17 protein-coding genes are annotated in these 20,464 nt (G+C 57.9%); 3 read left to right on the top strand and 14 right to left on the bottom strand.

Annotation, left to right across the window (positions count from 1 at the left end; translation table 11 throughout):
• The 6 genes from pal to tolQ form a co-directional block, all read right to left on the bottom strand.
• Positions 1-468, bottom strand: coding sequence for a peptidoglycan-associated lipoprotein Pal (gene pal / locus RDK48_RS11560; RefSeq protein WP_192112865.1), 468 nt, complete (start codon positions 466-468; stop codon positions 1-3).
• Positions 469-699: 231 nt separating this feature from the next.
• On the bottom strand, positions 700-2,013 hold the full coding sequence (locus RDK48_RS11555) for a translocation protein TolB (RefSeq protein WP_298994051.1): 1,314 nt from the start codon (positions 2,011-2,013) through the stop codon (positions 700-702).
• Between the two features lie 32 nt (positions 2,014-2,045).
• Complete coding sequence (locus RDK48_RS11550; RefSeq protein WP_298994053.1) at positions 2,046-3,257, bottom strand: TonB family protein; 1,212 nt, start codon at positions 3,255-3,257, stop codon at positions 2,046-2,048.
• A gap of 49 nt (positions 3,258-3,306) precedes the next feature.
• The gene (gene tolA / locus RDK48_RS11545) at positions 3,307-4,278 is read right to left on the bottom strand and encodes a cell envelope integrity protein TolA (RefSeq protein ID WP_298994055.1); all 972 of its coding nucleotides are present in this window, start codon (positions 4,276-4,278) and stop codon (positions 3,307-3,309) included.
• Positions 4,279-4,287: 9 nt separating this feature from the next.
• Positions 4,288-4,740 carry an ExbD/TolR family protein gene (locus tag RDK48_RS11540; protein WP_022658281.1) on the bottom strand — a complete coding sequence of 151 codons (453 nt, stop codon included), beginning with the start codon at positions 4,738-4,740 and terminating at the stop codon, positions 4,288-4,290.
• Between the two features lies 1 nt (position 4,741).
• A complete protein-coding gene (gene tolQ, locus RDK48_RS11535) occupies positions 4,742-5,437 on the bottom strand; it encodes a protein TolQ (protein WP_192112869.1) in 696 nt (231 codons plus the stop codon).
• A 553-nt stretch (positions 5,438-5,990) separates the two neighbouring features.
• Here tolQ and RDK48_RS11530 point away from each other — a divergent pair.
• Entirely contained in the window at positions 5,991-7,424 is a 1,434-nt protein-coding gene (locus RDK48_RS11530) for a TolC family protein (protein ID WP_298994058.1), read from the top strand.
• Positions 7,425-7,467: 43 nt separating this feature from the next.
• The gene (locus RDK48_RS11525) at positions 7,468-9,126 is read left to right on the top strand and encodes a ribonuclease J (protein WP_298994060.1); all 1,659 of its coding nucleotides are present in this window, start codon (positions 7,468-7,470) and stop codon (positions 9,124-9,126) included.
• Between the two features lie 307 nt (positions 9,127-9,433).
• On the opposite strand, the gene RDK48_RS11520 is transcribed toward RDK48_RS11525, so the two are convergent.
• From RDK48_RS11520 to RDK48_RS11495, 6 genes are all read right to left on the bottom strand, one after another.
• The gene (locus tag RDK48_RS11520; protein WP_298994062.1) at positions 9,434-10,138 is read right to left on the bottom strand and encodes an ABC transporter ATP-binding protein; all 705 of its coding nucleotides are present in this window, start codon (positions 10,136-10,138) and stop codon (positions 9,434-9,436) included.
• The gene (locus RDK48_RS11515) at positions 10,131-10,916 is read right to left on the bottom strand and encodes an ABC transporter ATP-binding protein (protein WP_298994064.1); all 786 of its coding nucleotides are present in this window, start codon (positions 10,914-10,916) and stop codon (positions 10,131-10,133) included. The genes RDK48_RS11520 and RDK48_RS11515 overlap by 8 nt, the downstream gene beginning before the upstream one ends.
• Positions 10,916-12,136, bottom strand: coding sequence for a branched-chain amino acid ABC transporter permease (locus RDK48_RS11510; RefSeq protein ID WP_298994066.1), 1,221 nt, complete (start codon positions 12,134-12,136; stop codon positions 10,916-10,918). Before RDK48_RS11510 ends, RDK48_RS11515 begins: the two co-directional genes overlap by 1 nt.
• 2 nt (positions 12,137-12,138) lie before the next feature.
• The gene (locus RDK48_RS11505) at positions 12,139-13,047 is read right to left on the bottom strand and encodes a branched-chain amino acid ABC transporter permease LivH (protein ID WP_240825111.1); all 909 of its coding nucleotides are present in this window, start codon (positions 13,045-13,047) and stop codon (positions 12,139-12,141) included.
• Between the two features lie 120 nt (positions 13,048-13,167).
• Complete coding sequence (locus tag RDK48_RS11500) at positions 13,168-14,298, bottom strand: branched-chain amino acid ABC transporter substrate-binding protein (RefSeq protein ID WP_298994068.1); 1,131 nt, start codon at positions 14,296-14,298, stop codon at positions 13,168-13,170.
• A gap of 180 nt (positions 14,299-14,478) precedes the next feature.
• Entirely contained in the window at positions 14,479-15,900 is a 1,422-nt protein-coding gene (locus tag RDK48_RS11495) for a PLP-dependent aminotransferase family protein (RefSeq protein ID WP_298994070.1), read from the bottom strand.
• A 156-nt stretch (positions 15,901-16,056) separates the two neighbouring features.
• Between RDK48_RS11495 and RDK48_RS11490 the strand changes: the two genes are divergently transcribed.
• Entirely contained in the window at positions 16,057-17,076 is a 1,020-nt protein-coding gene (locus RDK48_RS11490; protein ID WP_298994072.1) for a DMT family transporter, read from the top strand.
• A gap of 478 nt (positions 17,077-17,554) precedes the next feature.
• Here the strand turns inward: RDK48_RS11490 and RDK48_RS11485 are convergent, their stop codons facing one another.
• Positions 17,555-19,150 (bottom strand): (Fe-S)-binding protein, encoded by a 1,596-nt coding sequence (locus tag RDK48_RS11485; protein WP_298994074.1) that lies wholly within the window; start codon positions 19,148-19,150, stop codon positions 17,555-17,557.
• Positions 19,151-19,161: 11 nt separating this feature from the next.
• Positions 19,162-20,100 carry a respiratory nitrate reductase subunit gamma gene (locus tag RDK48_RS11480; protein ID WP_298994076.1) on the bottom strand — a complete coding sequence of 313 codons (939 nt, stop codon included), beginning with the start codon at positions 20,098-20,100 and terminating at the stop codon, positions 19,162-19,164.
• Between the last annotated feature and the right edge of the window lie 364 nt (positions 20,101-20,464).

The raw sequence follows: 20,464 nt of genomic DNA, 5'->3' as shown, positions 1-20,464 counted from the left end.
CTAGTGGGCGATCACGCGGAAGTCGTCGCGGCGGTTCTTGGACCACGAAGCTTCGTTGTTACCCTGAACGGCGGGGTTTTCCTTGCCGTAGCTGATCATTTCCAGCTGGCTGGGATTCACGCCAAGCGTAACCAGGTATTCGTAGGAAGCGCGGGCGCGGCGTTCGCCGAGGGCGAGGTTGTATTCCTGGGTGCCGCGTTCGTCGCAGTTGCCTTCGATGCGCACGCGGATAGAGGAGTACTTCTTCAGCAGATCGGCCTTGGTCTTCAGCATTTCTTTGTATTCGGGCTTGATGTCGAATTTGTCGAAAGCGAAGTAGACGCGGGCGTCAGTGATCTGCTGGATGGCCGCACGCATTTCGGGGGTCAGGCCATCGTCATAGCCGGGTTCGCTGGTGGTTTTCTTTGCGCAACCGAAACCGGCGGCAAGGGCCATAACCAGAGCGAGAATAAGAGCATAGCGTTTCATTGTGTGTCCTCCTGAACAGCTCATTCTCCAAAAAAATTGATACCTTTCCTTTCTGCACACGCGAGGCCGTTTCGTCCTCGCATAACAGATGGTATCTGGCCCGCAATTTTTGTCAAGGCGTGGAAGGGGGTTTCGACGCACTTTCGTAAAATATTTTTTACCCATTTCGCCCCGCGAGGGCCGGAAAATCGAGTAAAAATGCGGGTAAGAGGCCTATCTGTTAATTTCTAGCTATTTTTGCTGACCGGGCATGCCCCAGCGCGGAAAGTACACGGAACCACCGCCGGTGGGTACCTGCTTTGCATCACCGCCGTGGCGGGTGGTCAGGTAGATGCCGTGTCCGTTGCGCGTGGACGAGAACGCAATAAAGTAACTGTCGGCGCAGAAAGCGGGCTGTTCATCGCTGCCGGGGCCGAAAGTAACCTGACGTTCCGTGCCGGTAAGCATATCTTGCACAAAAATACGGTGACCATAGTCGGTCATGCGGCTGTATACCACCAGGGTTCCGTCAGGCGACAGATTGGCCTCAGTGTTGTACGTGCCGTTTTTGCTTACGCGCGTGACCGATCCGCTGCTCAGATCCTTGAGGAAAATCTGCGGGCCGCCAAGGCGCGAAGAGGTAAATGCCATCTTGGTGCCCGTGCTGTCAAATGTGGGCGAAACGTTGATGGAGTCGTTTTGCTCAAGCACGCGTTCTTTCTGGAAAACGTGATTCAGCTGGAAGATAACAGGGAACTTGCCGTTGGAAAGCGCCACGGCAACCTTGTTGTCGGGCATAAAGGCAGGGCCGATAACCACGTTGCCAGGAAAGCGGATACGCTGCACTTTGCCGCTGGAGCGATCCCACACGCCGAGGGCATGGGATTTTTCGTCAATGTGGGTAAAGACCACAAAGCGGCCATCAGGCGACCATGCGGGTGACATGGATTCGCCGGGCATGTTTGTGATCTGCCGCAGGTCGCGCCCGGTGGGCTTGACCAACCAAACGTTGGCGCTCATCTTGCCCGTCTTTTTTACAAAGGCGAGCGTGGAGCGGAAGAAGGCGCCATTGCCCGTAAGGGCTTCAAGCAGGTCGGCGCAGAAGCGGTCGGCCACTTCGGGCAGGTCTTTGGAAGTAACCTTGGGGTACTCCTTGCCGAAAAGCCGCCCGCCAGTGTTGGTTTCAAAAGCGCGGATCTGCACGGGGCGGGTGCCGCTGTCGCCCTCGGGCCAGTAGGTCGTTACCACAATGTCCGACCCGGCAAGCTGGAAGCGTTTGAAATCGAGGGACGGGGGCTCATACCCGGGCAGAACAACGCCGCCAAGCACTGCTCTGGGATCGGTAAGACGCATAAAGGGCAAAAAGCTCAGGTTTTCCTGCACGATTTTTTGCAGGTCGGTGCCCATGCTGTTCGCTTCAGCAGAGGGGCCCTTGATTGGGGCCGCCAGGGCAAGGTTAACAATGTTTTGCCCCGGACCGTAAATGTCCACGCGCATGGCGGCCTGCGCCCCGCTTCCGAGAGCCAGCCAGAACCCCAGGGTCAGGAGAAGAAGCTGTTTTTTCATGGCGTTAGTATTCCTTGTTCAAGCAGCACGCCTCAGCGGCGCACCAGTGTAAGGGTGATGTCCAGCGTTCCCCCAAGTTCGGCGGGCGGAGGGGGCAAGCTGCCTGCTCGGCGTATGCCTCGCTGCACATATTTGTCAAGAAGCTTGTCGCCCGTGGGCGATATTACCTTGAAATCAGTGATTTCTCCCTGAGGGGAAATCGTAAGCCTCAGGCGTGTCTGGTATTCGCCCGGTTCTGTTTCGGCAGGGATCAGAATTGCGTCGCGAACCTGCCGGGTGGCGTCACGCCGATATTTTACACGATCAACGTCGGATGCGCCAGATGCCGTTGTGCCAGCTGCAGTTGCCCCGGGCGCGGGCACCGTGGCGCGACCCGAGGGCGTGGCGGCTGAATCGGTTTTTGCCGGGGTCTGTGCTTTAGCCTGAGTCTGAGCCTGTGCTGGCACGGCAGCTGATGCGGCCTCCATGTCCGGGTCGCCGTAGGTGGGCAGATTGTCCACCTGCCGGGCTGGCTTTTCTTTTGCCGCAGGGGCGGCCTGTTCTCCTGCGGTGGGGCTGCTCCTGCCAATAAGCTGCGTGGCCGGTGCGTTGTCAGCCTGAGCCGTGGCAGGAGCCTTTGCGCCCTTCTTTTTGCTTTCAGCACTCGCCTTGGGCGCTGGCGTCGGGGCCACCGGCGCGGGCCTTACTTCCGGCGCGTCCTTGCCGCTGGCCTTGGCAATGGCCTCGGCTCTTTCACGGGCGCGGTCTTCTGCGGCTTCGGCTCTTGTGTCGCCAAGCGCGGCTTCGGCCTTGTTTCTGGCCTTGACCTCGGCCCGCAGCGCTTCTTCCGTACTCAGGGTTTCCTGCTTGGGTTTGCCCTTGGGGGTGCCGTTCCAGAATGTCAGGTGCACGTCCATGGGCGCGCCGTAAGGCGGTGTTCCAAAAGAACCAATCTGCCGCACTGCGCCGCATACCGAACTGTCAAAAGCTTCCAGACCCGAGGATTTGACTGGCTTGCAGTCTTCAACCTGCCCACGCCCGTTAACCGTGACCTTGAGGCGCACCCTGAAATCGCTTTTAAGCGCAGGGGGTGGGGCCCAGATTTCAATAATTTTGTCCAGCATGTTGCCGGCATAGGTGCTTTGATCCGCACTGGCGGCAGAAGCGGCAAAAGCCCCGACCGCCGTGACGTAAAAAAACGTCACGGCGATGAGGCTTGAGCATATGCAAAGACTGCTGAGGTTCGTGCGCGGTTGGGAAGGCATATATCCTCCTGAATGCGCGCGTTACCAATTGCGCGTTTAGGTGGCCGCCTTAGCGGCCCATGAGTTCGTCAAGCGTAAACACCAGATCAAGGTCACCGTAGTCCGCTGAAGGCGGGGGCGGGAACTGGCCGCTATTGGCAGTGCGCACAATGGCGCTCGCTGCGGATGCGTCAAACTGCGCATTGCCCGAACTGTGTGTTACCACGGGATTCTGCAACAGCTTTCCCTGGGCGTCTACCTTGACGTTGATGATGCAGCGCAGGTTCAGGCGGCTGGCCGAGGTAAAGCCCCAGTTGGGCCGTACAGCCAGCATGACCTGCCCCATGTACACATCGCCAAGGCCACCGCCGCCGGGGCCGGCGCCTTCGCCGCCACCGCCGCCCCTGTTGCCGCCTGCGCGGCGCTGGGCTTGGGCGAGAGCCTGCTCCACGGCGCTGCCCCTGTCGCCGGAATCTGCCCTGGAGGATGCTTTGCGCGCCTGTTGCAAGGCCGCTGCCACAGGGTCAACGTTGGATTTGGCGTCCTTGGATTCCTTGGCGTCCTTCTTGGCGTCCGCCTTGGGAGGCTCCGGCTTCTTCTGATCCTTGGGAGCTTCCTTCTGCGGTTCTTCCTTGGGCTTGGGCTTGTCTTCTTTTTTCTGTGCGATGGGTTTAGCTTCTTCCTTGGGTTCCGGCTTAGGCTGCGGTTTCGGCTCGGGTTTGGGCTCGGGCTTTTTTACAGCCGCTGCATCCTGCTTGGGCTGCGGCGGAACAGGTTTGGGCTCTTTGACTTCAACGCGCTCGGGCGCGGCCACTTCTGCCTTGGGGGCGGGCGGCGTAGGCGCAAGGGGGCCATCGCCGGGCTGCCCCATATGCCCGAGAATGGGCGAGGGGGTACGGTTGCCGCCTGTGGCGCCCTCAACCAGACTGATCATGACCGGAGGCGTGTCCAGCTTGATGGGCGGGCTGCTGGGCCAGAACCATATCAGTAAAAATATGGCTGCGTGCAGGCAGAATGAAAGAACGTATGAGGCCAGGCGCATAGAGCAATCCTATTTTCGGGCGCGTGCGGGCTTGCCGCCCTTGGGCGAGGCATCATCGGGCTGTTCGGCGATAACGCCGAGCTTTTCGATGCCCACGGCCTTGATGTGACCCATGACTTCCACAACAGTGCCGTAAGGCACCGCCTTGTCGGCCTGCAGAAAGAGCGTCTTGTTCTTTTCCTTGACCAGACGCTGCAAATACCCCTCAAGGTCTTCCATGGTGTCCACAGGGTACTCGTCAAGGTACATCTTGCCGTCATTGCGCACGGTCAACACCATGTGGTCTGCCTCGGTAGAAAGCACTTCCACCTGCTTGGTCTGCGGCAGATCCACGTCCAGCCCCTGACTCATCATGGGGGTCGCCACCATGAAGATGATCAGCAGCACCAACATGACGTCCACAAAGGGCGTGACGTTGATGTCCGAAACAAACTTGTTGCCGCCGCCAACACTAGCGCCCATGCTACATCTCCGTTGCGCCCGTGCGCTGCACGGGGCGGTGGGCGTTGATTTCGCGCTGGACGCGGTTGAGGAACACGCCGGCAAAATTCACCAGCAGCGTGTCAACCTGCGAAAGCTTGCCCATGAAGATATTGAAGCCAATGGTGGCCGGAACGGCCACAGCCAGGCCGATGGCCGTAGCAACCAGAGCTTCCGAAATACCGGGGGCAACAGTGGCCAGAGAGGCCGACTTGAGCATGCCGATGGAGTGGAAGGAGCTCATGATGCCCCAGACCGTGCCAAACAGGCCGATAAAGGGGGCCGTGTTGGCGCAGGTGGCCAGAATAGACAGCGAGCTTTGCAGCCGGGCCAATTCCGTGCCCACACCCTGGCGCAGTGCGCGGCGAACGTTGTCGACCACCACTTCACTGCTGTTGCCAAGTTCTTTGGAACGGTTGAATTCAAGAACGCCCTGATGGGCGATGTAGTACAGCGGGGAAGTTGGGTCGGAGCCCAAGGACTGCACGGCTTCGCGCAGATTGGCCGCCTTCTCGAACCTTTCCGTGCCGCTGAGAGCCTTTTTGTTAGCTGCGCTCAAGCCGATGAATTTCTGGATCATCAGCCCCCAGCTCCCAATGGACATCATGACCAGAAACGCCAGCACCGCCTTGGCCACCAGGCTTGCCTGGGCGATCATCGAAAAAAAACTGAATTCCATGAGGTTCTCCATATCTGCGCAACAACTGTGGTCTGTTTCAGTGCGCCGCAAAAAATGCCAGCACGGCAGACGCAAAGATGCGCCAACCGTCACGGCGGAGCTGCGGAATCCCGCAAGGACTCTGCTGCGCAGCATGCTACGACTGAGGTAAACTTTCAAGAAATTTTTTAGAATCCCCTTGCGGCTCCTTAAGGGCAGGGATTTTCAGGTTTCACTGCAGGCTTGCCTGGCCGGTTTTGAAACAGATGTTGCAATTTATGAAAAATTCAATTTTGCAAGTAAGTCTGTTTGTTGTTGAAACTGGCCATATTTTCTGTATGTTAGGGCACAAGAGTTACGCTTTGTTGTCCTTTATTTAATAAGCAGTACATGTAGAAATAGTTATTATTCAGCGCGCACTGAGTAAAAATACCTTTTAAAGAATGTCTGTTTAGCCGTTTTGCGTAAAATTATCTTTTTCCATGAAGTGTTGCCAATGCCGTCTTCTGCGGTGTATGTAATCCGGGTCGAAGTAATTTTTAAAAGGTAGCGGAGCCATTCCGTCTGTAAATATATGAAGCGCATTCCTGAATTGGGCCTGGTATTTCTTGTTGTTGGTGCGCTTGCCGGGCCTGTGGGCGGCAACGCTGTGTTTGCCGATTCTTCTGTTGCCGCGCGCCCATCGGGCAGCGCTGCCGTGCCCGTTTTTAGCGGAAGAACCTTGCCTTCGGGCAAGGACAATGCTGTGCCTTCCGGGGCAGTTTCCATGCCCGATGCTGTGGATCGCGCTTTGCGGCATAATCCGAGCCTGGGTTCGCAAGAGGCGCAGGGGCAGTCTTCTGAAGAGGCGCGCAAATCTGCGCGCGGGGCTTTTGGGCCCAAGCTTGGCACAACGTATTCCGCCTCCAAGCAGGAAAGAAAAACATCGCCCGCCTTACCCAGCAGTAGCAGACCAGCGGAAAAAGGCACCTATACCTGGGCCGTAGAAATTTCTCAGCCCGTGTTTCAAGGGTTTCAGCTCCTGGCCAATTATCAGAAGGCAGCCCTTCAGGCTGACAGCGATAAAGCCTCAGTGCGCAATGCCGAACTGTCCATGACAGAAAGTGTTCAGACCCAGTTTCTGAATTATCTGCGGTACGAAGAAAGCGTGCGCAGCCAGCGTGATGCTCTGGCCCGTTTGCAGGATCAGTTGCGCATTACCACTGCCTTTTTTGGTGTGGGCCTTCGCCCCCGGCTGGATGTGCTCCAGGCAGAAGTGGATGTGCGACAGGCCGAGAATACCTTGATTCAGGTCGAAAACAGCCGCGACACCAGCCTTGCCAAGCTGAATACCTTGCTGGGGCTGCCCGCCACGGCCCAAATCAAGTTTACCGGCAAGCTTGCCCATGTGCCCTTTACCCGTTCGCTGGAGCAGTGCCTTGAAGCGGCCTACCGCCAGCGGCCCGATCTCTACATGGCGGCGCGCTCGGTGGAAATCGCGGGCAAATCGCAGCAGGCCGTGCAGAGCGGCTATTATCCGCAGGTGGAAGCCTATTACAATGTTTCGCAGAGCGGCAATTCGCTTGATCTGCAGGAAAATGGCGACCGGGGTTCACGCAGCTCCGTATGGGAAGTGGGCGCCCGGGCCACCTGGGACGTTTTTCAGTGGGGAACCACGTATTATGCCGACAAAGAGGCAGGCTGGCTGGTCACAAAGATGCGCTATGCCGAAGAAGACCTGAAACTCAGCGTTGGCTACGACATCAAGTCGAAACTGCTTGCCGTGCAGGAAGCCGCCAAACGGATAACCGTGGCGGAAAAGGGCGTGGAGCAGTCTACTGAGGCATACAATGTGGCATTGGCCCGTTATCAGGAGCAGGTGGGCACCAACTTTGACGTGCTGGACGCTTCGTCCAAGCTCACCACCGCTCAGGCGACGTTAACAGGAGCAAAAGCCGATTATTTGACCGCTCTGGCGCAATTATATGTGGCCATGGGCGAATTTCACCCTGATCTTATGCGGCGTTGAGCGACGGCACGACCTTAGCAGCGCCGCCCAAAAGCGATTGCGAATGAATGAACCTTATTTGAACATTACCCCCCTCGGGGGACTGGGAGAGATCGGCCTCAACTGCCAGCTGTGGGAAACCTCCGGCGGCGTTGTGATGGTTGATTGCGGCCTCATGTTTCCTGACGACGCGCACCTTGGCGTGGACGTTGTTATCCCGCACTTTGGCGCTGTCAGCGGCATCAAGGACAAGCTGCTCGGTATTGTGCTGACGCACGGGCATGAGGATCACATTGGCGCACTGCCCTGGATTGTGCCTGAAATCAAGGGAACCCGTATCTATGGCTCACGCTTTACCCTGGCGCTTGTGGAACACAAGCTCAGGGAGCGGGAAATTCTGGATTGGGTGGAGCTGTGCCCTGTCGATATCAACACCGTGCTGCCTCTGGGCGACCTGACCTTTCATTTTTTCCCCGTCTGTCACTCCATTCCCGAAGGCTTTGGTCTGGGCGTAGAAACGCCCGTAGGCCGGGTGGTGCACAGCGGCGATTTCAAGATTGACCCGCATCCCCTTGACAGCACAGGCACCGACCTGAATCTTTTCCGCAACTTTGCCGGGCCGGACGGCGCACGGCTGTTGCTTTCGGATTCCACCAACATCGTGCGCGAGGGGCGTTCCCTCACGGAGCGCGAAGTCAAGGATTCGCTGGACAAGATATTCGCCAAGGCCGAAGGGCGCATCGTCATCACGCTCTTTTCCAGCCATATTCAGCGTATTCAGGAAGTTTTTGACCTTGCGCGCGAGCATGGGCGCACGGTGGTCATCAGCGGCAAGTCGCTGGCGAACAATATCGAAATGGCCCGCGATCTTGGCATTGCCAAGCTGCCGCCTTCGTTTTTCAACGCGCACAACGGCGTACCCGACCTGCCGGATGACCAGATCGTGCTTGTTGTGACAGGCGCGCAGGGTGAACCGCTCTCCGCCTTGTCGCGCATGGTGCTTGGCGGCCACAGACAGCTGGAGATCCGCAAGGGCGACACCGTGGTCATGAGTTCGCGTATGATCCCCGGCAATGCCAAGGCCATCTCCCGGTTGATCAACGAAATGTACCGCATCGGCGCGGAAGTGCTGTACGAAAGCGTACACGCCATCCATGCCTCGGGCCACGGCCAGCGCGAAGAACTGCGCGACATGTTTGAGGCCGTGCGGCCCACGCTGTTTGTGCCCGTGCACGGCGAATACCAGCATCTGGTCAAGCATGGCCGCCTTGCTGTTGAATGCGGCGTGAAGCAGGACAACGTCATTCTGCTGGAAGACGGCCTGCCCCTTACCCTGCTCAAAGATTCCTTCCGTCTGGAACCGCGCGTTCCGGTCGAGTGTACGCTCGTGGACGGCAAGGGCGTGGGTGATGTGGGCTACGCCGTGCTCAAGGAGCGCCGTATCCTTGGCGATGAAGGTATGGTTATTGTGGTGCTGGTGGTGGATTCCGAAACCGGCAGCATACTGCACGGGCCGGAAATGATCTCCAAAGGCTTTGTATTCGAGCAGCACTACAGCCACTTGCTGGAAGACGCCAAGTGCCTGGTGCTGGACGAGATTGAAGCGGCCCGCCCCGGTCAGCTTGGCCGCTTGCAGGAAGGCATTCGTTCTTCGCTGCGGCGTTTCTTCCGCCGTGTGCTGGAGCGTGACCCTGTGGTCGTGCCCATCATCAGCGAAGTCTAGGGCAAAGTTACAGATAAATCTTCATATTGTTGCGGGGGCTGAGGGATAATCCTCCTCCTCGAATAGCTTCAATACAGCTCAAAAGCCGTTGCCGACTGCCAGTCGGCAACGGCTTTGCTTTTGAGAAAGATAGGCAGGTGGAGCAGGGCACGTGTCCGTTACTGCGGTTCGGGAATATACGCGGAAGGAGTATGCTCGTTTCGTTTTGGCTCTGCACATAAAAAGCGGTGCGTTTGCCTGGCAAACGCACCGCTTTACTATCGATTGCAGCGCGGCACTGGTTAAGCGCCGCTATGGGGACTGCGGTCTACATGCCCAGATAGGCAGTGCGCACTTCTTCACTGGTGAGCAGATTGGCGGCAGTGTCGTGCATGACTATGCGACCATTTTCCATAACATAGCCGTGGTTGGCGATGCGCAGGGCCTGGTTGGCGTTCTGCTCCACCAGAAAGACCGTAGTGCCGTTGGAATTGACCTTCTGGATAATGGAAAAGATCTGCTGAATGATGATGGGGGCGAGGCCCAGTGAAGGCTCGTCCAGCAACAGCAGCTTGGGGCGGCCCATGAGGGCGCGGCTGATGGCAAGCATCTGCTGTTCACCGCCGGAAAGCGTCCCGCCCGCCTGCTTGCGGCGTTCGGACAAAATGGGAAAGAGGCTGAACACGTAGTCCAGATCGTCCTTCACGCCTGCCGGATCACGCCGCAAAAATGCGCCGAGGTCGAGATTTTCGCTGACGCTCAGATCAGGGAAAATCAGGCGGCCTTCCGGTACCTGCGAAATGCCCAAGGCCACGATTTCGTGCGGGGGCAACTGGTGTATGGGCTTGCCATACCAGAGTATCTCGCCTTTTCTGGGGCGGTTGATGCCGCAGATTGTCATAAGCGTGGTGGACTTGCCCGCGCCGTTGGCCCCGATCAGGGTGACAATTTCGCCTTCCTCAATATTCAGCGAAATATCGCGCAGGGCCTGAATGTTGCCGTAATAGGTGTCTACGTTACGCAGCTCAAGCATCGCTTTCTCCCAGATAGGCCTTGATGACGCGGGGGTTGGTGCGGATTTCAGCGGGGGTGCCTGTGGCGATGCAGGAGCCGTATTCCATGACGTAGATGCGGTCGGAGAGCGACATGACCATGCCCATATCGTGCTCGATAAGCAGGATGGAGAGCTGCTGGTTGTCGCGGATGGAGCAGACCAGCTCCTTGAGCTCGTTGGTTTCCTGGGGGTTCATGCCCGCTGCGGGTTCGTCCAGCAGCAGCATGCGCGGCTCAGTCGCCATGGCGCGGGCGATTTCAAGCCGCCGCTGCGCGCCGTAGGGCAGGTTGTTGGCCGTTTCGTTCCAGAAATCCTGAAGTTTCACCAGTTCCAGAAGTTCATAGCTGCGGTCGATGCAGTCCTGCTCTTCACGGCGGGTGCGGCCATCGCGCACGATCGCGCCAAAAATGCCCGCCTTGGTGCGGCAGTGGCGGCCAATCATCACGTTTTCAAGCACGGTCATTTCGCTGAAAAGGCGAATGTTCTGGAACGTGCGGGCCATGCCCATAGCCGTGATAAGGTGGGGCTTTTTGCCGTTGAGCATCTGTTTTTCGCCCGTGGCGTCGTGCAGATACATCTGCCCTTCAGTGGGGGTGTAGATGCCGGTCACGCAGTTGAAAAACGTGGTCTTGCCTGCGCCATTGGGGCCGATAAGGGCAACGATCTCGCCGCTGTTCACGGTAAGCGAAAGTTCGTTAAGTGCGCGGAGACCGCCAAAATCCTGAGAAAGATCCTTTACTTCCAGCACCGGTTTCATCAGCGGCCTCCTTCAGCACCGTGCAGGTTGCTGATGCGGTAGCGGCGTCGTTCACCGCTGATGAGGCCCTGTGGCCGGAAGAGCATCATAATCACCATGATCGCTCCGAAAAGCAGCATGCGGTAGTCAGAGAAAGCCCGCAGATATTCCGGGGCAAGAATGAGAATCAGCGCTGCAATGACCACGCCCGCAATGGAGCCCATGCCGCCCAGCACCACCATGGAAAGAATCATGGCTGATTCCATGAAGGTAAAGCTGGAGGGATTGATATAGGTGGTCTTGGCGGCAAAGATTACCCCGGCAAAGCCAGCCCAGCAGGAGCCGAGCGCAAAGGCCGAGAGTTTCACCCGCGTGATGTCCACGCCCATGGCCTCGCAGGCGATTTCGTCTTCCCGCAGGGCTTGCAGGGCCAGCCCCACGCGCGAATTCTTGAGCCGGGTGATAACAACAATGGTAACTACAACAGCGGCCAGCACCAGATAGTAGATGTAGGTGGTGGACTGGGTGATGTCCATGCTCATGCCAAAAAAGCCGGGGCGCGGAATGTCGCTGACGCCGCGCGGGCCGCCGGTGACGGTGTTCCAGTTTTGCAGGGTGAGGCGCACGATTTCGCCAAAGCCCAGGGTCACGATGGCGAGGTAGTCGCCACGCAGCCGCAGCACGGGAAAGCCCAGACCAAGGCCGAAAAGCACGGTGAGGAAACCGCCGATGGGCAGGCAGGTCCAGAAGCCGAGGCCGAAATACTGGTTCAGCAGGCCGTACGTGTACGCGCCAATGGCGTAAAAGGCCACGTAGCCAAGCACAAGCTGGCCCGCCAGACCCACAACGATGTTCAGGCCCAGCGCCAGCATGACGTACAGCAGGGCGGAGATCATGATGTTGGTCTGATAGAAGGAGCTGACCAGAGGCATGCCGATGAGCACAACGGCAAGCACGGCAAGCCCGCCAAGGCGGAGCCCAGCGCTGTTTCTGAATGATTCAATAATCTCTGCCAGGTTGAAGCACTTGGGCAGGGTGATGATCTTCATGCCCGATGCCTTGCGGCTGAAGCACCAGTCCCAGATAAGGGCAAGCACAAATATACCTGCACCCAGGGCGAATATGCGGTCAAAACGCCAAACAACTGTTTTTGCCGCTGTGTTCAGCTTGATGCCCAGCACCGGCAGGGTGAGGAGCATGAACCACAGGGCGGCGATGGCGGCTTTAAGTATGCGCTGCATGGCTACACCTTCTGCACTGTGGCTTTGCCCAAGATTCCATCGGGCCTGAAAATGAGAATGAGGATAAGAATGCCGAAGGCCAGCATGTCTTCGTAGTTGCCGGAAAAATAGCCCGTGGTGAAGCTTTCGGCCAGGCCAAGCACAAGCCCGCCCACCATTGCGCCGGGGATGGAGCCAATGCCGCCGAGCACTGCGGCGGTAAAGGCCTTAAGCCCAGCCAGAAAACCGATGCCAAAGTTGACCTGCCCCATGTGCGAGGCAATAAGCACGCCGCCAAGGGCCGCCAGGGCGGAGCCGATGATGAACGTGAGGGATATGATGCGGTCGGCATTGATGCCAAGCAAAAGGGCCATCTTGCGGTTTTGGGCCGTGGCGCGCATGGCTTTGCCCATGCGGGTGTAGCGGATGAAAAGCGAAAGGGAGACCATGGCAAAGGTGCTGACCATCAGAATGAGAAAGTCGCTGGCGCCCATGACATAGTCAATGTGCTCAAGAAAATTCATTTCCGGCAGCAGGTTGGGAAAGGGCACAAAGTCGGATGTCTGCGCAAGCAGCACATAGTTTTGCAAAAAGATGGACATACCAATGGCAGAAATAAGCGGCGACAGGCGCGGCGCGCCCCGCAGGGGCTTGTAGGCGACCTTTTCCAGCGTATAGCCGTAGGCGGAGCACCAGACTATGGCCGCAAGAGCCGCCACAATAAGAATGCCGCCAGCAGGGAAGCCGTAGACGCCAAGCGCGCCAGCTATCAGCAGGGCCGTGAATGAGCCCAGCATATACACTTCGCCATGGGCAAAATTGATGAGCCCGATAATGCCGTAAACCAGCGTATAACCGAGGGCGATCAGCGCATAAATGCTGCCTCGGGTTAAACCGCCGAAAAAGAGCTCTATAAAAAATTGGATGTCCATGCAAACTCGCGCGCGGTACGGGGGGTGTCCCTGTTCGTTCCGCCTGTCCCGTTAATGCCGTCAGCTTCCGGCGATGCGTGAAAAGCCGGGGCGCGGCCATGGCCGCGCCCCGGTAGACGTTTAGTCCAGGGTAATGCTGTGATTAAGCTCTACGAACTTGCCATCTTTGATCTGGTAGATGGAAAGGCCCATACCGGCGGCATCGCCGGTCTTGCTGAAGGTCAGCTTGCCCAGCGGGGTTTCCACTGGGTTGGTGCGCAGGGCTTCCACAACCTTGGCGGCATCGGTGGAGCCAGCCTTGGCAATGGCGTTCACCAGAGCCTGGGTGGCGGCGTAGCCGTTGTAGTAGAAGGAACCGGGATCGCTGCCGAACATCTTCACATGGCCTTCATGGGCATGCTTGTAAGCGGGCAAGTTACTGGTGTCCTTGGGATAGGAGGCGTACACGCCTTCGGCGTCCTTGCCAGCCATCTTGATGAAGGCATCGTCCTTGAGGCCGTCGGGGCCGATCATGGCGGTGGTCACGCGGTCGCGGCGCATCTGCTGCAACAGCTTGGAAGCGGTGGGCTGGTAGCCGCCGAACACGAGAATGTCGGGCTGGGCGCGGCGCAGTTTGCGCACAACGGCAGAAAAGTCAACAGCGTCAGGCGTAACGGCTTCGTACAGAACGGTTTCCACGCCAGCCTTTTCAAGGGCTTCGCGATTGTTGTCCACAAAGCCCTTGCCGTAGTCGCCATTGTCATGCAGGTAGGCGACCTTCTTGGCCTTGAGGCCGTTCAGGATAAAGTCGCTGGTCAACTTGGCCTGGGCCTTGTCGTTGGCGATGGTGCGGAAGAAATAGGGGTTGGTGCCGCTTTCGGTAAGGCTGGGGGTCGTGGCAGAAGGCGACATGGAGACGATCTTGGCTTCGGTGTACAAAGGCAGGGTAGCCTTGGTCGCGCCGGAGCAGATGTGGCCCATGACCACGTTCACCTTTTCGGAAATAAGCTTGGTGGCCGCGTTGGTGGCCAGTTCAGGCTTGCACTGGTCATCCTGGGCGATCAGTTCAATCTGACGGCCAAGCACGCCGCCGTTGGCGTTAACTTCGGCAATCACAACCTTGGCGGCGTTCAGGCTGGGAACGCCGTAGGAGGCCAGGTCGCCGGAGTGCGCGCCGGCAACGCCGATTTTAATGGGATCCGCAGCCATTGCGGGCGCGGCAATTGCCACGCAGAATGCCATTGCAGCAAGCCATGTCATACCTTTTTTCATCTCCGCCCTCCGCGAGAAAAGATGTGCGCACAAATGATGCGCCGCTTGTGGATGAAGGCTTTTCTATTGCCTCATTGCGGGCATCCTGTCAATGCGCGCATGGCGCGGCGATTGAAAGGCCACAGGGCGGCAAACCGCCGGATGCCTTGCAAAAAATGATATTCCATTAAAACTGTCTGCTCACTGCGCAAGGGCCTCTTGCAGGGCATGTACCCCGCGCTCCATGGACTGCTCCGACAGGTGGGCATAACCCAGTATCAGTTCGTGCGCGTGCGCGCCGTTGCGGCACAGCGAATGGTGCTCCACCGGCACGGCCCGAACTCCTTGTGCGCGCATGGCCGCGAGCACTTCGTCCGAAAAACAGATACCGGGAAATCCCGCCACCAGATGCAGCCCGGCAGCCTGTCCGCTGGCTGTGAAGCTGTCACCAAAGTACCGCCGCAGACATTCCAGCAGGAAGAGCCTTTTGCCTTTATACAGCTTGCACATTTTCCAGATATGCCGCTCAAGCCCCCCGCTTGAGATAAAGGCGGCCAGCGTGCGCTGCGAAAGCGCATCGGTGTGCACATCCGTGTACTGCTTTTCCTCTGCCCAGGGGTGCACCATATCCTGCGGTATCACAGCAAAGCCCATGCGCAGGGCAGGAGCCAGAATTTTGCTGAACGAACCAATATATATGACTCTGTCGGGCGCAAGCTCACGCAGGGCGCTGACAGGTGTTCCCTCAAAGCGGAATTCGCCATCGTAGTCATCCTCCACCACCATGCAGTCGCGCTGCCGGGCAAAGTCCACCAGCCCCTGCCGCCGCTGCGCGGAGAGGATGCCCCCGGTCGGATACTGGTGCGAAGGGGTCACATAGACAAAGGCGCATCGGCGGGTTGTCTGCTCCGCGAGGCTTTGCAGGCGGCTGACGTCCATGCCCTGCGCGTCTGCGGCTATGCCTTCAATGGCGTACCCGGCGCGCGATATCACTTCCACCAGCCCCCGGTGAACGGGGTCTTCCACAATTGCCAGGGCATCCGGGCGGTTGAGCAGGCGCGCCACAAGCCTGAGACCTTGTGTTGCGCCTGTTGTGATCATTATCTGCTCCGGTGCAGCGCGCAAACCGCGCATGCGCAGCAGCCATCCGGCAATGGCCACCTGTAGGTCGGCAACGCCTTGAGGCCTGCAATAGCGCAGGGCCGATGCGGGCAATGTATCGCAAACCTGCCGGTACAGCCTGCCCCATTCCGCCGCAGGAAAGTGCTCCAGAGCCGGGATGCCGGACTGAAAATTCACAAATCCCGGCGGGTCGGTGCGGGCATCGGCGCGCGCATGATCATCTGGCGTTGATTTTTGCCCGCATATTTTCGGCTGGGGCCGAATACCTTGCGCCACATGTGTTCCCGAGCCGCGCCGCGATTCAAGATAGCCTTCGGCCAGCAACTGGTCGTAGGCCTCAATGGCAGTGCTGCGGGCCACATGCAGTTCTTTGCCCAGTTGCCGGGTGGAGGGCAGACGGTCGCCTGCTGCCAGATGACCGCGTAAAATCAGTTCCCTGATCTGTGCGCTGATCTGGCGGTTCAGCGAAAGCGGGCTGTCTGCATCAAGGCTGATCCACATGGCGCACCTGCAATTGGTATGGTAGAAAATGCCAAAAAGTGGCGCTTATCAAAACCACTTTTACTACGCTAGCCTCTCAAACGTCAGATGGCAATACGTGTCGGAAGACGTTCAGCATGCCGAAGCATTGTTCGGACATCAAAAGGAGAGGAAGTAATGAGCGTGTGCGAAAACAGTGCGCAACGAGCTGCGGCTGAGAAAGCTGCCGGGGGAGCGCAACATCTGGTGCAATCGGGGCAAGCGCGTCCCTGGGGAGCATGGATCAGCCTGACACTTGCCATGAGCATCGCTGGCAGCGCCGTGGTGGCGGGAAAGTTGCTGGTGGGCAGCCTGCCTGTGTTTCTTGCGGCAGGGCTGGGCCTTGGAGCAGGGCTGCTGGTGATGCTGCCCCAGTTGTGGCTGCGGCGTGAAAGGGGGGCGCTCGATGGGCGTACCCATGCAACATTGGCGCTTCAGGCATTGTGCGGCATTGCTCTGTACCGGATTTGCACCTTTGAGGGGCTTCGCTTCACCAGCGCGGCTTCCGCGGGCTTGATGAGCAGCGCTGCGCCAGCGGTCATCGGCTTGCTGGCATGGGGCATGCTGCGTGAGAGGCCCCCGCTGCGGCGCATTGCGGGCATAGCCTGCGTGAGTCTGGGCCTGCTTGCCATTAATCTTACGCCTTTTCTGGCAGCGCAGGGGGCCGCTGGTGTGGAAGCCACGCCAGCAAGCGGAGGCGAGGCCTGGCGCACATTGCTGGGCAACGGCCTTGTGCTGGTGGCTGTATTGTGCGAGGCGGCATTTTCCGTACTCAGCAAGGCGCGCTGTTGCCCCATGTCGCCCATGCGGCGTACGACAATTGTGTCATTTTATGCTTTTGTCATGCTATTGCCCATAGCCCTGTTTGAGGCTCGTGATTATGATTTTACCTCGTTGTCTGCCTCAGCCATCTGGGGGCTTGCCTACTATGGCGCAGCGGTTTCTTACCTGTCGTATGTGTTGTGGTTTCGGGGGATTGCTCAGGTGCAGGCCAGCGCAGCCGCTGCCTTTACAGGTTTGGTGCCTCTGAGCGGCGTGGCGCTTTCGTGGCTGGTGCTTGGTGAGCAGATTCTGTGGACGCATCTTGCAGGTCTGGCCTGCGTGATGGTGGGCATATGGCTTTCGTGCGCTGCAAGAAACGCATCGGACGACAAATGAAAGTGCGGGCAAGCCGCAGCCTGCTCCTGATTTCTGGTCGCGTTGCCGATGGCAACGTTCATAAATAGAAAAGGGGGATTGTGCCCCCTTTATCATTCAGATGACAAACCCCGTTGCACGGGGTTTGCGCTGCCAGCGGCGGCAGACCGCCGGGCAGGAAACACAGAAATCAGTCGCTCGTCGGCGCGGGCAAGCCGCAGCCTGCTCCCGATTTCTGGTCGCATTGCCGATGGCAACGCTCATAAATAGAAAAGGGGGCTTGCGCCCCCTCTTATCATTACAGATGACAAACCCCGTGCACGGGTTTTGCGCTGCCAGCGGCGGCAGACCGCCGGGCAGGAAACACAGAAATCAGTCGCTCGTCGGCGCGGGCAAGCCGCAGCCTGCTCCCGATTTCTGATCGCGTTGCCGATGGCAACGCTCATAAATAGAAAAGAGGGCTTGCGCCCCCTTTTCTATTTATCCCACGGTCGGGAAACTATTCTTCTTCGCCTTCAAACTTGATGAACCCGGGGTTCACGTTGACCATGGCGTTGACGATGAGTTCCACCAGGCCGCCGTATGCGAAGTTGTTCTTGGTGTACAGATCGTTGTGTTCCAGCATTTCGCGGATCTGGCCCTTGCAGTTGGAGCAGGGAGCGCAGATGTACTTGCGGGTTTCCGGTCCAAGGCAATCCTTGAAGGCTTCGGCGATCTGCCACATCTTTTTGCGGCCAGAGATGTTGCCGCGCCATTGCTCGATGTTGTTGCGGGTCATGATGGCAAAGCCGGAGCCGCCGCCGCAGCAGTAGTTGTCCACACCGTGGCAGGGCATTTCGCGGAACATGGGCGCAATCTTGCGCACGATTTCGCGCTGGGGTTCAACAATGCCCATGAGGCGCACGATGTTGCAGGGGTCGTGCAGGGTCACGGGGAAGTTGTTGCGCGAAGGATCAAGCTTGAGGCGGCCCGACATGACGATGTCGTGCAGGGTCACATAGCAGCTTTCGCGCGGCACCTGATATTCGAAGGGGATAACGCGGTCGGCGATAACGGTCAGGGCCTTGTGGGCGTGGCCGCATTCACCGATGACGATCTTCTTCACGCCAAGTTCCTTGGCGGCCATCATGTGCTGCAGGGCAATACGGGCGGTCTGGGCGTCGTCGTAGAACACGCCGTAGTTCACGCCGTCGTATGCCAGAGCCTTGCTCGAAAGCGTCCAGGAAAGACCAGCTTCCTGGAAGATCAGCGAGAAGGCGGCGATGTTTTCAGGCCAGGCCATCACTTCGCCAGCGTTGTGCAGCAGCATGATGTCTGCACCCTGCACGTCGAAGGGAGTGTGGATGCCCACGCCGGTGATTTCGGTGTAGTCCTCGTCGATGAACTCCACGTTTTCTTTCACCACTTCAGGCGTCATGCCGGTGGAAGACCCGCACTTCATCTGGTTCATGGTGCCTTTTTCGTGCAGTTCGCGGGCGTAGATGCCCATCTCCTGGCTGAAAAGCTTGCGGATTTCGCGGGCCAGCAGGCCGTTGTCCACACCGATGGGGCAGGTCTGCGCGCAGCGACGGCAAAGGTTGCAGCGGTAGGCCAGCTCGCCCAGGCGGGCCACGGTCTTCCAGTTCAGGCCCATGTCGCCGTAGCGCCATTTGGCAAAGGGTTCTTTCTTCACATACTGCTTGTAAATGCGGCGGAAGATTTCAGACCGGAAGTTGGGCCGGTACATTTCGTTCTTGCCCGACATTTCGTACAGATGGCAGGCATCAGAACAGGAGTTGCACTGGGCGCAGTAGTCCATGCTGGTTTCGAGCATGGGCAGGAAGGTCCAGTTGTTTTCCTTGGTGAACAGCTTGCGCATGCCGTTGAGGAACTTGTTGACCAGTTCCTCTTCTTCTTCCTTGTTCTTGGGCACAGGAATGTTCAGCACGCACACATCGTCAAGGATGCAGGCGGTGTTCTGCTTCTGTTCATCGGTGAAGGGCTTCCAGGGCATGGTGTGCACGTCCAGGGGAAGCTCAGGAATATCCTTGAGGTCAATGCTGACCATCTGCCCTTCGGCAGTGGAAACATCTTTCAATTGCAGATTATCTTTCATTGTGGAACTCCCTAGTCTTCCTTCTTGGGGGCTGCGGGATTTGTGGTGGCCACGTCCACCCAGGTCTTGGGCTGGCCATCGCCATTGATATGATCGGCAGACCACGTGACGTTGAACTTCAGGGCGTCCATGATCTTCTGCTGGTTTTTGGGGCTGTAGTTGGTGGGTTCGTCACCCCAGCGGATGTCGTGGTAGGTGAAGTACTTCATGAAGACGTGGCCCATGTGGGTCATGGGAATCCATATCAGCAGGAAGAAGCCCACCAGCAGGTGCAGGCTGAACAGCACGTTGGTCTGCGGGGCAAAGTGGAACGTGATCAAGTTGTGCATGAAGGTGCGGGCCAGCTCGAAGTAGGAAGGAGCGGAAGCCCAGGCAGCCAGGCCCAGCACGCCGAAGAGCACGAAGACAAGCAGGTTGAAGTAGTGCTCGGGGGTGCTGTAGCGGCGCAGGCCTTCATCGGCGCGACGGCGCAAAATAAGGCTGACGCCGCCCACAATGATGCACAGTGTGCCAGCCAGGGCACAGGCGCTGATGATGTTGCCGACAAAGATCATCAGACCGCCCTGGGGGTTGAGGCCCAGAACCTGCGCAATGGCGGCAAACAACACCACGATGGTGCCACCCATGAGCATGTACATGCCCACATGGAAGGGGTAAGTGCGCACCCAAAGTTTGAGGTTGTGTTCAAAGGTGGCGTGCAGAAAAAGCACTTCGGTCAGCAGGGCCTTGACGTCGCCCATGTGAGCGATGTGACGAGGCTTGGTCCACCAGTCCTTTTCTTCCATAAAGCTGCCGCCGTACACCGTCTTGGAGCCTTCGTGAGGCACGGGGTACAGTTCCCAGCGTACGTGCAGGGGGCTGGCTGCAAGATACGATTTGATCTTGAGGTAGGCCATGCAGAAAAAGCCAGCTACCGCCAGATAGCCAAGAATGTAAAAAAGTGTGGTCATGCGTTTACTCCCGTGGGGTCAAGATGCCGCTAGATCGTGGGTTAGTTGCGGCCGGCACAGCCGACACGCTTTCAAGCCCGGCATGCGTCTGCCTGCCTGCAACCTCTCCTTTTAATGGGCCGACGCCTGAGACAAATCTGACCGTTGTAATCAGGAATTGATCACAATAGCCGACATAGTCAAGGTGTACGGTGACCCCCCTGATACTCAAAATTACAAAAAATGCAAAGATGTCAGATGGAAACAATACAGTAAACTTAATCTGGATTAACCTAATTTTATTTAACTAAATCAAGTAGATTACACCTATAAAAAATTTTTTTCAAGTAAACTAAAATTTTTTTTAACAAGCTTGGGATGAAAA

The sequence above is a fragment of the uncultured Desulfovibrio sp. genome, assembly GCF_902477725.1.
Lineage (GTDB): Bacteria > Desulfobacterota > Desulfovibrionia > Desulfovibrionales > Desulfovibrionaceae > Desulfovibrio.
This window is presented reverse-complemented; position numbering and strand designations above follow the sequence as displayed.